Annotated in this window: 24 protein-coding genes; all 24 read right to left on the bottom strand. The window is 45.3% G+C overall.

Annotation, left to right across the window (positions count from 1 at the left end; translation table 11 throughout):
- Window positions 1-6: 6 nt before the first annotated feature.
- On the bottom strand, window positions 7-441 hold the full coding sequence (rplO, locus tag DK857_RS18600) for a 50S ribosomal protein L15 (protein WP_004246944.1): 435 nt from the start codon (window positions 439-441) through the stop codon (window positions 7-9).
- A gap of 3 nt (window positions 442-444) precedes the next feature.
- Complete coding sequence (rpmD, locus tag DK857_RS18595) at window positions 445-624, bottom strand: 50S ribosomal protein L30 (RefSeq protein ID WP_036914634.1); 180 nt, start codon at window positions 622-624, stop codon at window positions 445-447.
- 5 nt (window positions 625-629) lie between these two features.
- A complete protein-coding gene (gene rpsE, locus DK857_RS18590) occupies window positions 630-1,130 on the bottom strand; it encodes a 30S ribosomal protein S5 (RefSeq protein ID WP_109395558.1) in 501 nt (166 codons plus the stop codon).
- A gap of 14 nt (window positions 1,131-1,144) precedes the next feature.
- Window positions 1,145-1,498: a 50S ribosomal protein L18 gene (rplR, locus tag DK857_RS18585; protein WP_023583471.1), complete on the bottom strand. Its 354-nt coding sequence runs from the start codon at window positions 1,496-1,498 to the stop codon at window positions 1,145-1,147.
- 9 nt (window positions 1,499-1,507) lie between these two features.
- Entirely contained in the window at window positions 1,508-2,041 is a 534-nt protein-coding gene (rplF, locus tag DK857_RS18580) for a 50S ribosomal protein L6 (protein WP_036933221.1), read from the bottom strand.
- A 14-nt stretch (window positions 2,042-2,055) separates the two neighbouring features.
- Window positions 2,056-2,448, bottom strand: a complete 393-nt coding sequence (gene rpsH / locus DK857_RS18575; protein WP_004246950.1) for a 30S ribosomal protein S8 — start codon at window positions 2,446-2,448, stop codon at window positions 2,056-2,058.
- 32 nt (window positions 2,449-2,480) lie between these two features.
- On the bottom strand, window positions 2,481-2,786 hold the full coding sequence (gene rpsN, locus DK857_RS18570; RefSeq protein WP_006535503.1) for a 30S ribosomal protein S14: 306 nt from the start codon (window positions 2,784-2,786) through the stop codon (window positions 2,481-2,483).
- Between the two features lie 12 nt (window positions 2,787-2,798).
- A complete protein-coding gene (rplE, locus tag DK857_RS18565; RefSeq protein WP_075674041.1) occupies window positions 2,799-3,338 on the bottom strand; it encodes a 50S ribosomal protein L5 in 540 nt (179 codons plus the stop codon).
- 13 nt (window positions 3,339-3,351) lie between these two features.
- Window positions 3,352-3,666: a 50S ribosomal protein L24 gene (gene rplX, locus DK857_RS18560; protein WP_075674042.1), complete on the bottom strand. Its 315-nt coding sequence runs from the start codon at window positions 3,664-3,666 to the stop codon at window positions 3,352-3,354.
- 10 nt (window positions 3,667-3,676) lie between these two features.
- Window positions 3,677-4,048, bottom strand: coding sequence for a 50S ribosomal protein L14 (rplN, locus tag DK857_RS18555; RefSeq protein ID WP_004246955.1), 372 nt, complete (start codon window positions 4,046-4,048; stop codon window positions 3,677-3,679).
- A gap of 176 nt (window positions 4,049-4,224) precedes the next feature.
- Window positions 4,225-4,479: a 30S ribosomal protein S17 gene (gene rpsQ, locus DK857_RS18550; RefSeq protein WP_023583468.1), complete on the bottom strand. Its 255-nt coding sequence runs from the start codon at window positions 4,477-4,479 to the stop codon at window positions 4,225-4,227.
- Window positions 4,479-4,670, bottom strand: a complete 192-nt coding sequence (gene rpmC, locus DK857_RS18545) for a 50S ribosomal protein L29 (RefSeq protein WP_004238624.1) — start codon at window positions 4,668-4,670, stop codon at window positions 4,479-4,481. The genes rpsQ and rpmC overlap by 1 nt, the downstream gene beginning before the upstream one ends.
- On the bottom strand, window positions 4,670-5,080 hold the full coding sequence (rplP, locus tag DK857_RS18540; RefSeq protein ID WP_006535500.1) for a 50S ribosomal protein L16: 411 nt from the start codon (window positions 5,078-5,080) through the stop codon (window positions 4,670-4,672). The genes rpmC and rplP overlap by 1 nt, the downstream gene beginning before the upstream one ends.
- A gap of 12 nt (window positions 5,081-5,092) precedes the next feature.
- Window positions 5,093-5,794 carry a 30S ribosomal protein S3 gene (gene rpsC / locus DK857_RS18535; protein ID WP_023583467.1) on the bottom strand — a complete coding sequence of 234 codons (702 nt, stop codon included), beginning with the start codon at window positions 5,792-5,794 and terminating at the stop codon, window positions 5,093-5,095.
- A 17-nt stretch (window positions 5,795-5,811) separates the two neighbouring features.
- Entirely contained in the window at window positions 5,812-6,144 is a 333-nt protein-coding gene (gene rplV, locus DK857_RS18530; RefSeq protein ID WP_006535498.1) for a 50S ribosomal protein L22, read from the bottom strand.
- A 14-nt stretch (window positions 6,145-6,158) separates the two neighbouring features.
- Entirely contained in the window at window positions 6,159-6,437 is a 279-nt protein-coding gene (gene rpsS, locus DK857_RS18525) for a 30S ribosomal protein S19 (protein ID WP_004246960.1), read from the bottom strand.
- Window positions 6,438-6,451: 14 nt separating this feature from the next.
- Window positions 6,452-7,276 (bottom strand): 50S ribosomal protein L2, encoded by an 825-nt coding sequence (rplB, locus tag DK857_RS18520; RefSeq protein WP_099660734.1) that lies wholly within the window; start codon window positions 7,274-7,276, stop codon window positions 6,452-6,454.
- Between the two features lie 19 nt (window positions 7,277-7,295).
- Window positions 7,296-7,598, bottom strand: a complete 303-nt coding sequence (gene rplW / locus DK857_RS18515) for a 50S ribosomal protein L23 (protein ID WP_004246962.1) — start codon at window positions 7,596-7,598, stop codon at window positions 7,296-7,298.
- Window positions 7,595-8,200: a 50S ribosomal protein L4 gene (gene rplD / locus DK857_RS18510; protein WP_088494062.1), complete on the bottom strand. Its 606-nt coding sequence runs from the start codon at window positions 8,198-8,200 to the stop codon at window positions 7,595-7,597. The genes rplW and rplD overlap by 4 nt, the downstream gene beginning before the upstream one ends.
- A gap of 16 nt (window positions 8,201-8,216) precedes the next feature.
- Window positions 8,217-8,846 carry a 50S ribosomal protein L3 gene (gene rplC / locus DK857_RS18505; RefSeq protein WP_023583465.1) on the bottom strand — a complete coding sequence of 210 codons (630 nt, stop codon included), beginning with the start codon at window positions 8,844-8,846 and terminating at the stop codon, window positions 8,217-8,219.
- A gap of 32 nt (window positions 8,847-8,878) precedes the next feature.
- Window positions 8,879-9,190, bottom strand: coding sequence for a 30S ribosomal protein S10 (rpsJ, locus tag DK857_RS18500; protein ID WP_001181005.1), 312 nt, complete (start codon window positions 9,188-9,190; stop codon window positions 8,879-8,881).
- A 350-nt stretch (window positions 9,191-9,540) separates the two neighbouring features.
- Complete coding sequence (bfr, locus tag DK857_RS18495) at window positions 9,541-10,014, bottom strand: bacterioferritin (RefSeq protein ID WP_075674372.1); 474 nt, start codon at window positions 10,012-10,014, stop codon at window positions 9,541-9,543.
- Between the two features lie 77 nt (window positions 10,015-10,091).
- On the bottom strand, window positions 10,092-10,289 hold the full coding sequence (gene bfd / locus DK857_RS18490) for a bacterioferritin-associated ferredoxin (RefSeq protein WP_109395559.1): 198 nt from the start codon (window positions 10,287-10,289) through the stop codon (window positions 10,092-10,094).
- Between the two features lie 216 nt (window positions 10,290-10,505).
- Window positions 10,506-10,593 (bottom strand): EF-Tu C-terminal domain-related protein (locus DK857_RS18485; RefSeq protein WP_000507907.1); only part of this gene is annotated, 88 nt, incomplete at its 5' end.

Genomic DNA, 10,593 nt, shown 5'->3' with positions numbered 1-10,593 from the left:
TGTCACTTATTCCTCAATTTTACCGCCAGCTGATTCGATTGCTGCACGGGCACCTTTGGTAACACGCAGACCACGAATAGTCACTGCACGGTTAACCTCGCCAGACAGAATTAATTTTGCAAATTCAATCTGTGGGCCAACAACGTTTGCGGCTTTCAGTGCATTCAGATCGATTACATCGCCTTCAACGTAAGCTAAATCAGACAGACGGATTTCCGCAGTCACGAATGATTTACGTGAAGTAAAACCAAATTTTGGTAAACGACGATATAAAGGCATCTGGCCACCTTCAAAACCACGACGTACGCCACCGCCAGAACGAGATTTCTGACCTTTGTGACCACGGCCGCCAGTTTTACCTAAGCCAGAACCGATACCACGACCTACACGTTTAGGCGCATGCTTGGCACCTTCAGCCGGAGACAGAGTATTTAAACGCATCTCTTACTCCTCAACTTTAACCATATAGGAAACCAAGTTGATCATACCGCGAACTGCTGGTGTATCTTCGCGTTCTACAGTGTGACCGATGCGACGCAGGCCTAAACCAGTCATAGTTGCCTTATGTTTAGGCAGACGGCCGATTAAGCTGCGTGTTTGAGTAATTTTAATAGTCTTAGCCATGGTCATTACCCCAGAATTTCTTCAACGGATTTACCACGCTTAGCTGCGACCATATCTGGAGACTTCATGCTATCTAAAGCGTCCAGTGTTGCACGAACCACGTTAATCGGGTTAGTGGAACCATAGGTTTTAGCCAGTACGTTACGAACGCCAGCCACTTCTAGAACTGCACGCATTGCACCACCTGCGATGATACCGGTACCTTCATAAGCAGGCTGCATAAATACGCGAGAGCCTGTGTGAGTACCTTTAACAGGGTGGAACAGAGTACCGTTGTTTAAAGCGACGGTTTTCATATTGCGACGGGCTTTTTCCATCGCTTTCTGGATTGCTGCCGGAACTTCGCGAGCTTTGCCATATCCGAAACCAACGCGGCCATTACCATCACCAACTACTGTAAGAGCAGTGAAGCTAAAGATACGACCACCTTTAACGGTTTTAGATACGCGGTTTACCGCGATCAGCTTTTCCTGCAGTTCGCCAGCTTGTTTCTCGATGTGAGCCATCTTACACTCCTACCTTAGAACTGAAGGCCAGCTTCACGGGCAGCATCTGCCAGTGCCTGGACTCGACCATGATATTGGAAACCGGAACGGTCAAATGATACTACTTTGATACCTTTTTCCAGAGCGCGTTCAGCAACAATTTTACCAACTACTGCTGCTGCTTCTTTGTTTCCAGTGTTTTTCAGTTGCTCAATGATAGCTTTTTCTGTAGTAGAAGCGGCCACCAAAGTTTCAGAACCGTTTGGTGCAATAACCTGCGCATAAATATGGCGAGGGGTACGGTGTACCACCAGGCGAGTCGCACCCAATTCCTGGAGCTTACGGCGTGCGCGGGTCGCACGACGGATACGAGCTGCTTTCTTATCCATAGTGTTACCTTACTTCTTCTTAGCCTCTTTGATACGCACAACTTCGTCGGCGTAACGAATACCTTTACCTTTATAAGGTTCAGGGCGACGGTAAGCACGCAGTTCAGCTGCTACTTGACCAATCACTTGCTTATCCGCACCTTTCAGTACGATTTCAGTTTGTGTTGGACATTCAGCAGTGATGCCTGCTGGCAGTTGGTGTTCCACTGGATGTGAAAAACCTACTGATAAGTTAACCGCATTGCCTTTAATAGACGCACGATAACCTACACCTACCAGTTGCAGTTTCTTAGTGAAGCCTTCGGTAACACCTACAACCATTGCATTTAACAGAGAACGAGTAGTACCCGCCTGTGCCCATGCATCAGCAAAACCATCGCGAGGTGCGAAAGTTAACTGGTTGTCAGCATGTTGAATTTCAACTGCATTATGGATAGTACGAGTTAGCTCGCCGTTTTTACCCTTAATCGTAATTACCTGACCGTTGAGTTTAACCTCTACGCCGGCAGGAATGACGACGGGTGCTTTTGCCACACGAGACATTCTTTCCTCCCGAATTAAGCTACGTAGCAGATAATCTCGCCACCAAGACCTGCTTGGCGAGCTGCACGATCAGTCATAACACCTTTTGAGGTAGAAACAACAGCGATGCCCAGTCCTGCCATAACTTGTGGCAGCTCATCTTTTCTTTTATAGATGCGCAGACTTGGACGGCTTACGCGCTGAATGCTTTCTACTACAGCCTTACCTTGGAAATATTTTAAAGTGATTTCCAGTTCTGGCTTAGTGTCGCCTTCAATTTTAAAATCTTCGATATAACCTTCTTCCTTAAGCACGTTGGCAATCGCCACTTTCAGCTTGGAGGAAGGCATTGTGACCGCAACTTTGTTCGCGGCCTGACCGTTACGGATACGGGTCAGCATATCCGCGATGGGATCTTGCATGCTCATCTGTCTTTACTCCCGTGATTCAATTATGGTAATTACCAGCTAGCCTTTCTAAGGCCCGGGATTTCACCGCGCATAGCGGCTTCACGGACTTTAATACGGCTGAGGCCAAATTTCCGCAGGAAACCGTGCGGACGTCCAGTTTGACGGCAGCGATTACGCTGACGTGAAGGACTTGAATCACGTGGCATAGTTTGCAGTTTCAGAACAGCATTCCAACGATCTTCGTCAGACACGTTCACATCTGAAACGATAGCTTTCAGTTCTGCGCGTTTTGCGAAGAATTTCTCAGCTAAATTCGCACGTTTTACATCACGTGCTTTCATAGATTTCTTAGCCATGAATGCCCTGCCTTACTTGCGGAACGGGAAGTTAAACGCTGCTAACAGTGCGCGACCTTCATCATCTGATTTCGCAGTCGTAGTAATGGTAATATCCAAACCACGAACACGATCCACTTTATCGTAATCGATTTCAGGGAAGATGATTTGCTCACGTACGCCCATGCTGTAGTTACCACGACCATCAAATGACTTAGCGGATAAACCACGGAAGTCACGAATACGAGGTACAGCAATAGAGATCAAGCGTTCAAAGAACTCCCACATGCGTTCGCCACGCAGGGTCACTTTACAGCCGATCGGATAGCCCTGGCGGATTTTGAAGCCTGCAACAGATTTGCGTGCTTTGGTGATCAAAGGTTTTTGACCTGAGATTGCTGCTAAATCAGCTGCTGCATTATCCAGCAGTTTCTTATCAACAATCGCTTCACCAACACCCATATTCAGGGTGATCTTCTCGACCCGAGGGACTTGCATGACAGAATGGTAACCAAACTGAGACATCAGTTGTTGGACCACCTCGTCTTTGTAGTAATCATGCAGTTTCGCCATCGTATACTCCAAATTACTTGATAGTTTCTTTATTAGATTTGAAGAAACGAACTTTTTTACCGTCTTCGAATCTAAAACCTACACGGTCAGCCTTGCCGGTTGCCGCATTGAAGAGTGCAACGTTAGAAACTTGAATAAACGCTTCTTTTTCAACGATGCCACCTGGTTGATTCAGAGCCGGAACTGGCTTCTGATGTTTTTTAACCAGATTGATACCTTCAACGAGAACTTTACCAGAAGAAAGAACCTGTTTTACTTTACCGCGCTTACCTTTATCTTTACCAGTAAGAACGATAACTTCGTCATCACGACGGATTTTCGCTGCCATTGCCTGCTCCTTAGAGTACTTCAGGTGCCAGAGAGATTATTTTCATAAACTTCTCATTACGAAGTTCACGAGTAACCGGCCCAAAAATACGCGTACCAATAACTTGCTCGCTGTTGTTGTTTAACAATACACAAGCGTTGCTATCGAAGCGAATGACAGAACCGTCAGGGCGACGAACACCCTTCTTGGTGCGCACCACTACCGCTTTCAGTACATCACCTTTCTTAACTTTACCACGTGGAATTGCTTCCTTGATGGTAATTTTGATGATGTCACCTACATCTGCGTAGCGACGGTGCGAGCCACCTAGAACCTTGATACACATTACGCGACGTGCACCGGAGTTGTCGGCCACGTTCAGCATAGTCTGTTCTTGGATCATTTTAGTGCTCCGCTAAATGTCAACTACTACTGAGCCACTTCCACATTAGAAGAGGCCGTTCAATATCCCATAATACGAGGGAGCGGCATTATAACACCACATTCTCGATATGGACAGAAAAAATAAACGGCTCGTTCAGTTTTGAGCCGTTTATTTCGTACGAAAAGGCTATTTTATTACAGAACAGCTTTTTCTACAACGCGAACTAACGCCCAAGACTTAGTCTTAGACAGTGGACGTGTTTGACGAATTTCTACTACGTCACCAATTCCACATTCGTTATTCTCGTCATGTACATGCAGTTTGGTCGTACGACGGATAAACTTACCATATAATGGGTGTTTAACCATACGATCGATAGCAACGACAATAGATTTCTCCATTTTGTCACTAACTACACGACCTTGCAGAGTACGGATTTTATCGGTCATTACGCACCCGCCTTCTCAGTCAGTAAAGTCTTAACGCGTGCGATATTACGACGCACTTGTTTCAACAGATGAGACTGTTGTAACTGACCACTTGCTGCCTGCATACGCAGGTTAAACTGCTCGCGCAGTAAGTTCAGCAGTTCTGTGTTCAGCTCTTCAACGCTCTTTTCGCGCAGCTCTTTTGCTTTCATTACATCACCGTCTTAGTTACAAAGGTGGTTTTGATAGGCAGTTTTGCTGCCGCCAGCTTGAATGCTTCACGGGCCAGTTCTTCAGGCACACCATCCATTTCATACAGGACTTTACCTGGCTGGATTAAGGCAACCCAATACTCAACGTTACCTTTACCTTTACCCATACGGACTTCGAGCGGCTTTTCAGTGATTGGTTTGTCTGGGAACACACGGATCCAGATTTTACCCTGACGCTTAACTGCACGGGTCATTGCACGACGTGCCGCTTCGATCTGACGTGCAGTCAGACGACCACGGCCCACAGCTTTAAGACCGTAAGTCCCGAAGCTTACATCCGCACCAGCAGCTAAGCCACGGTTGCGGCCTTTGTGCACTTTACGGAATTTTGTACGCTTTGGTTGTAACATCAGCGACTCTCCTTACTTGCGGCCTTTACGCTGCTGCTTTTTAGGTTGAGCAGCCGGTTTTTCCGCCTGTTCAACTGCAGCCATACCACCCAGGATCTCACCTTTGAAGATCCATACCTTAACGCCGAGCACACCATAAGTGGTTTGTGCTTCTGAGGTATTGTAGTCGATATCTGCACGCAGAGTGTGCAGAGGTACACGACCTTCACGATACCATTCAGTACGAGCGATTTCAGCGCCGCCTAAACGACCACTTACTTCCACTTTAATACCTTTAGCGCCTAAACGCATAGCGTTCTGTACCGCACGCTTCATAGCACGACGGAACATAACACGACGTTCCAGCTGTGAAGTGATGCTGTCAGCAACTAATTTTGCGTCCAGTTCAGGTTTACGTACTTCGGCGATATTAATTTGCGCAGGAACGCCAGCGATATCCGCTACGTTTTTGCGCAGTTTTTCAACATCTTCACCTTTTTTACCGATAACGATGCCTGGGCGAGCAGTGTGAATAGTCACACGGATGCTTTTCGCAGGACGTTCGATAACGATACGAGATACAGATGCTTTAGCCAGTTCTTTAGTTAAGTACTGACGTACTTTAAAATCGCTGTCTAGGTTGTCAGCGAATTCATTGGTACCCGCATACCATGTGGAATTCCAAGGCTTGACAATGCCAAGGCGGATACCATTAGGATGTACTTTTTGACCCATTGCTAGTCTCCAGAGTCTCAGCGATCAGACACAACCACAGTGATGTGGCTGGTGCGCTTCAGAATACGATCTGCACGGCCTTTTGCACGAGGCATAATGCGCTTCATAGAAGGACCTTCGTCAACAAAGATCTTAGCTACTTTCAGATCATCAATGTCAGCGCCATCGTTGTGTTCTGCATTAGCAATAGCAGACTCCAGTACTTTCTTCACTAAACCAGCAGCTTTCTTGTTGGTAAAGGTTAAAATTTCCAGAGCTTGCGACACTTTCTTACCGCGAATCAGGTCAGCTACCAAGCGAACCTTCTGAGCAGAAGAACGAGCGTGGCGATGCATAGCGATAGTTTCCATCTCTTCCTCCTACCTTATTTTTTCTTAGCCTTTTTATCGGCTGCATGACCGCGATAAGTACGGGTCGGCGCGAATTCACCCAGTTTGTGACCAACCATTTCGTCGGAAACGTAAACTGGAACATGCTGACGACCATTATGGACAGCGATGGTCAAACCGATCATGTTAGGAAAGATCGTTGAACGACGGGACCAAGTCTTAACAGGCTTTTTGTCACCGCTTTCCACCGCTTTCTCTACCTTCTTCAGCAAGTGCAGGTCAATGAAAGGACCTTTCTTGAGAGAACGTGGCATGGCTTATCCTCTAATTATTTCTTAGTACGACGATGAACGATAAAATGTTCAGTGCGTTTGTTTTTACGAGTCTTCTTACCTTTGGTTTGGATACCCCAAGGTGTTACAGGGTGTAAACCAAAGTTACGACCTTCACCACCACCATGTGGGTGATCGACTGGGTTCATCGCAGTACCGCGAACGGTAGGACGAATACCACGCCAGCGACTTGCACCAGCTTTCCCCAGAACGCGTAACATGTGCTCAGAGTTGCCAACTTCACCGATAGTTGCACGGCAATCAGAAGGAACTTTACGCATTTCACCAGAACGTAGACGAATAGTGACATAAGCACCATCACGAGCAACGATCTGAACGTAAGTACCAGCTGAACGAGCTAACTGACCACCTTTACCTGGTTTCATTTCCACGTTATGAACTGTAGAACCAACCGGGATATTACGCATTGGTAAGGTGTTACCCGCTTTGATAGCAGCATCAACGCCAGACTGAACTTTATCACCCGCTTTCAGGCCTTTTGGAGCCAGAATGTAGCGACGTTCACCATCAGCATACAGCACTAAAGCGATGTTAGCTGAACGGTTTGGATCATATTCCAGACGTTCTACTGTCGCAGGGATACCATCTTTGTTGCGTTTGAAGTCAACAATACGGTAAGCCTGTTTGTGACCACCACCGATATGACGGGTAGTGATACGACCATTGTTGTTACGACCACCGGACTTGCTGTTTTTTTCCAGCAATGGCGCATAAGGTTTTCCTTTATGCAGCTCAGGGTTTACCACTTTAACTACGTGGCGACGGCCCGGAGACGTAGGTTTACATTTAACAATTGCCATTGTTCTTTACTCCTCCGACTTACTCAGCGCCGCCGACGAAGTCCAGATTCTGGCCTTCCTTCAGGGTTACGTAAGCTTTTTTCCAGTCGCTACGACGACCAATACGCTGACCGTGACGTTTCACTTTGCCTTTCATCAGCAGAGTGTTAACACTTTCAACTTCGACTTCAAACAGTTTTTGTACAGCTGCTTTAATCTCTGCTTTGGTCGCGTCTTTAGCAACTTTGAGAACGATGGTATTTGATTTTTCCATCGCGATAGAAGCTTTTTCAGATACATGCGGCGCGCGCAGTACTTTCAGCAGACGTTCTTCACGGATCATGCCAGCATCTCCTCAACTTGCTTCACAGCGTCAGCAGTCATGACGACTTTGTCGAAGGCGATTAAGCTAACAGGGTCGATTGTTGCTGCATCACGTACGTCAACTTTATATAAGTTGCGTGCTGCTAAATACAGATTCTCATCTACATCAGCAGTGACGATCAGAACATCAACCAGAGCCATATCTTTCAGTTTCTGTGCTAAAAGTTTAGTTTTAGGCGCTTCAACAGAAAAATTCTCTACGACGATCAGACGATCTTGACGTACCAATTCAGACAGAATGCTCTTCAGAGCACCACGGTACATCTTTTTGTTTACTTTTTGACTGTGGTCCTGTGGTTTAGCTGCAAAGCTAACACCACCAGAGCGCCAAATTGGGCTCTTGATTGAACCTGAACGTGCACGACCAGTACCTTTCTGTCTCCAAGGCTTTTTGCCTGAACCAGAAACTTCAGCACGAGTTTTCTGAGCACGAGTACCTTGACGAGCACCAGCAGCGTATGCAACGACTACTTGATGCACAAGCGCTTCGTTAAAGTCACGCCCGAAGGTAGTTTCGGAAACAGTCAGCGCGCCTTGCGCGTCTTTCATTACCAATTCCATTCCTATCTCCTCGACGTTACGCCTTGACAGCTGGTTTAACGATCAGGTCACTGCCAGTTGCACCTGGAACAGCACCTTTGACCAGCAGCAGGTTGCGCTCAGCGTCAACACGTACTACTTCCAGGCTCTGAACGGTAACTTGTTCGTTACCCAGTTGACCTGCCATTTTCTTGCCTTTAAACACCTTACCCGGAGTCTGGTTCTGACCGATAGAACCCGGAACACGGTGAGACAAGGAGTTACCATGGGTAGCATCTTGAGTACGGAAGTTCCAGCGCTTTACAGTACCGGCAAAACCTTTACCTTTAGATGTTCCAGTAACGTCGACTTTTTTAACGTCAGCGAAAATTTCTACGCTAATGCTTTGACCTACAGTGTATTCTTCGCCTTCATTCAGACGGAATTCACGTAGTAAGCGGCCAGCTTCAACACCAGCTTTAGCAAAATGCCCTGCTTCAGGCTTCAGTACACGGTTAGCTTTTTTGCTACCAGTAGTCACCTGAATGGCACGATAACCGTCTTTCTCCAGATCTCTGACCTGAGTAACACGGTTGTTTTCAATTTCGATAACGGTTACAGGGATTGAAACGCCATCTTCAGTGAAGATACGAGTCATTCCTACTTTCTTACCGACTAAACCAATCATTGTTTCAACCTCTCAATCGCTTGATGACCTGATTAACCTAGGCTGATCTGCACGTCTACGCCGGCAGCCAGATCCAGACGCATCAGAGCATCAACGGTTTTCTCGGTTGGCTCAACGATGTCAACCAGACGTTTGTGAGTGCGAATTTCATACTGATCACGCGCATCTTTATTAACGTGCGGAGAAATCAACACTGTGAAACGCTCTTTGCGAGTCGGCAGTGGGATTGGACCACGAACTTGCGCACCAGTGCGCTTAGCAGTCTCTACGATTTCCGCAGTTGATTGATCAATCAGACGATGATCAAAAGCTTTCAGGCGGATACGGATTCTTTGGTTCTGCATGAGACCAGAGCTCCAACTATTTTTTATAAACGTAAATGATCACTACTCGTACCCATTTCGATTGATGAGAGAGTGTAATCGTTCTGCATATAACTCCCCAATCGGGAGTATTATATTAATGCAATATAAAATCTGCATTAGCTGATAAATCAGCCCCACTAAATCAGTGAGCCTGCGCATTATACTTGCCTGAGTGATGAAATCAAGCCAAGAATAAAAAATCAGCGATAAAAATTCGTTTTATCTTTTCAAAAATAAAAAAAGCAAAGGCAACCTTCATTACCTTTGCTTTTAAAAGCGTCTAATTATCCATTAAAGGAGATAGATTATTCCCTTCTGTATAAGCTAAATTACTCTTCAATAATTTGAGCTTGCAGATAATTTTGAAGTCCCATGCGTTCGATAAGTTCAAGCTGGGTTTCTATCCAATCAATATGCCCTTCTTCATCGGTTAGAATTTCTAGCATGAGATCACGGCTGACATAGTCATGAATTGAATCTGCGTAAGCAATGGCTTCACGTAAATCTTTGGCGCCACCTAATTCTAATTCCAGATCAGAACGTAGCATCTCTTCAACATCTTCACCGATGTTTAGTTTGCCTAAATCTTGTAAATTTGGAATGCCCTCAAGGAACAAGATGCGCTCGATATATTTATCTGCGTGTTTCATCTCATCTATAGATTCATGATATTCCATTTCATTGAGGCGTGTGAGTCCCCAATTCTTAAACATTCGGGCATGTAGGAAATACTGATTAATTGCAACAAGCTCACCACCTAATAACTTATTAAGGTGGGCTATCATTTTTTTATCACCTTTCATTTTTATGCTCCTTTGCTTCCAGTCTTTTCAGTGTAGACCTTTTATACAAAGAGGAGAGAAAGGAAATTTAAAATTTGTTATGCAACTTCAGAAATTTGTGGGTAAAGAACTGATTGCTCATTTTCGATAAGTTGACGGGCTTGACGTACGCACTTACCGCAACAACTTCCAACAGGTAAGATTTTGCGTAATTCATTAATAGTGCGAATTTGATATTTATGGACAGTTGAGATAATTTTTTTATCACTCACACCGTTGCAAAGACATACGTACATAATAACAACCTCATTAACTACTCACGCTCAAGATAGTAAATGATAATTATTATGATTTCAATTTCTATTTATTTAACTTAAGTTTTTTTACTTATTTGTGTCATCAGCGATGATGCAGAAAAAATATTAATACTTTACTGAGATTTAAAATATCTAATCTTCAGATATAAAAAAGGGCATCTTACGATGCCCTTCTCTAGGAAATTACGCGAGTAATTAACCTAATACTTTAGCAACAACGCCCGCACCTACTGTACGGCCACCTTCACGGATAGCGAAACGTAAACCGTCGTCCATCGCGATT

This window comes from Proteus terrae, assembly GCF_003144325.1.
In the GTDB taxonomy this organism is placed as follows: domain Bacteria; phylum Pseudomonadota; class Gammaproteobacteria; order Enterobacterales; family Enterobacteriaceae; genus Proteus; species Proteus terrae.
The sequence above is the reverse complement of the archived record's forward strand: the minus strand, read 5'-3'. Positions and strand labels throughout refer to the sequence as shown.

Excerpts from the sequence above, each read along its gene's own strand:
- rplC (WP_023583465.1), bottom strand. The coding sequence starts at position 8,846 with ATGATTGGTTTAGTCGGTAAGAAAGTAGGAATGACTCGTATCTTCACT.
- rpsC (WP_023583467.1), bottom strand. The coding sequence starts at position 5,794 with ATGGGTCAAAAAGTACATCCTAATGGTATCCGCCTTGGCATTGTCAAG.
- rplD (WP_088494062.1), bottom strand. The coding sequence starts at position 8,200 with ATGGAATTGGTAATGAAAGACGCGCAAGGCGCGCTGACTGTTTCCGAA.
- rplV (WP_006535498.1), bottom strand. The coding sequence starts at position 6,144 with ATGGAAACTATCGCTATGCATCGCCACGCTCGTTCTTCTGCTCAGAAG.
- rplN (WP_004246955.1), bottom strand. The coding sequence starts at position 4,048 with ATGATCCAAGAACAGACTATGCTGAACGTGGCCGACAACTCCGGTGCA.
- rplW (WP_004246962.1), bottom strand. The coding sequence starts at position 7,598 with ATGATCCGTGAAGAACGTCTGCTGAAAGTACTGCGCGCGCCGCATGTA.
- rplO (WP_004246944.1), bottom strand. The coding sequence starts at position 441 with ATGCGTTTAAATACTCTGTCTCCGGCTGAAGGTGCCAAGCATGCGCCT.
- rplF (WP_036933221.1), bottom strand. The coding sequence starts at position 2,041 with ATGTCTCGTGTGGCAAAAGCACCCGTCGTCATTCCTGCCGGCGTAGAG.
- rplB (WP_099660734.1), bottom strand. The coding sequence starts at position 7,276 with ATGGCAATTGTTAAATGTAAACCTACGTCTCCGGGCCGTCGCCACGTA.
- rpsN (WP_006535503.1), bottom strand. The coding sequence starts at position 2,786 with ATGGCTAAGAAATCTATGAAAGCACGTGATGTAAAACGTGCGAATTTA.
- rplR (WP_023583471.1), bottom strand. The coding sequence starts at position 1,498 with ATGGATAAGAAAGCAGCTCGTATCCGTCGTGCGACCCGCGCACGCCGT.
- rplP (WP_006535500.1), bottom strand. The coding sequence starts at position 5,080 with ATGTTACAACCAAAGCGTACAAAATTCCGTAAAGTGCACAAAGGCCGC.
- rpsH (WP_004246950.1), bottom strand. The coding sequence starts at position 2,448 with ATGAGCATGCAAGATCCCATCGCGGATATGCTGACCCGTATCCGTAAC.
- rpsE (WP_109395558.1), bottom strand. The coding sequence starts at position 1,130 with ATGGCTCACATCGAGAAACAAGCTGGCGAACTGCAGGAAAAGCTGATC.
- rpmD (WP_036914634.1), bottom strand. The coding sequence starts at position 624 with ATGGCTAAGACTATTAAAATTACTCAAACACGCAGCTTAATCGGCCGT.
- rpsJ (WP_001181005.1), bottom strand. The coding sequence starts at position 9,190 with ATGCAGAACCAAAGAATCCGTATCCGCCTGAAAGCTTTTGATCATCGT.
- rplX (WP_075674042.1), bottom strand. The coding sequence starts at position 3,666 with ATGGCAGCGAAAATCCGTCGTGATGACGAAGTTATCGTTCTTACTGGT.
- rpsS (WP_004246960.1), bottom strand. The coding sequence starts at position 6,437 with ATGCCACGTTCTCTCAAGAAAGGTCCTTTCATTGACCTGCACTTGCTG.
- rpmC (WP_004238624.1), bottom strand. The coding sequence starts at position 4,670 with ATGAAAGCAAAAGAGCTGCGCGAAAAGAGCGTTGAAGAGCTGAACACA.
- rplE (WP_075674041.1), bottom strand. The coding sequence starts at position 3,338 with ATGGCGAAACTGCATGATTACTACAAAGACGAGGTGGTCCAACAACTG.
- rpsQ (WP_023583468.1), bottom strand. The coding sequence starts at position 4,479 with ATGACCGATAAAATCCGTACTCTGCAAGGTCGTGTAGTTAGTGACAAA.
- bfd (WP_109395559.1), bottom strand. The coding sequence starts at position 10,289 with ATGTACGTATGTCTTTGCAACGGTGTGAGTGATAAAAAAATTATCTCA.
- bfr (WP_075674372.1), bottom strand. The coding sequence starts at position 10,014 with ATGAAAGGTGATAAAAAAATGATAGCCCACCTTAATAAGTTATTAGGT.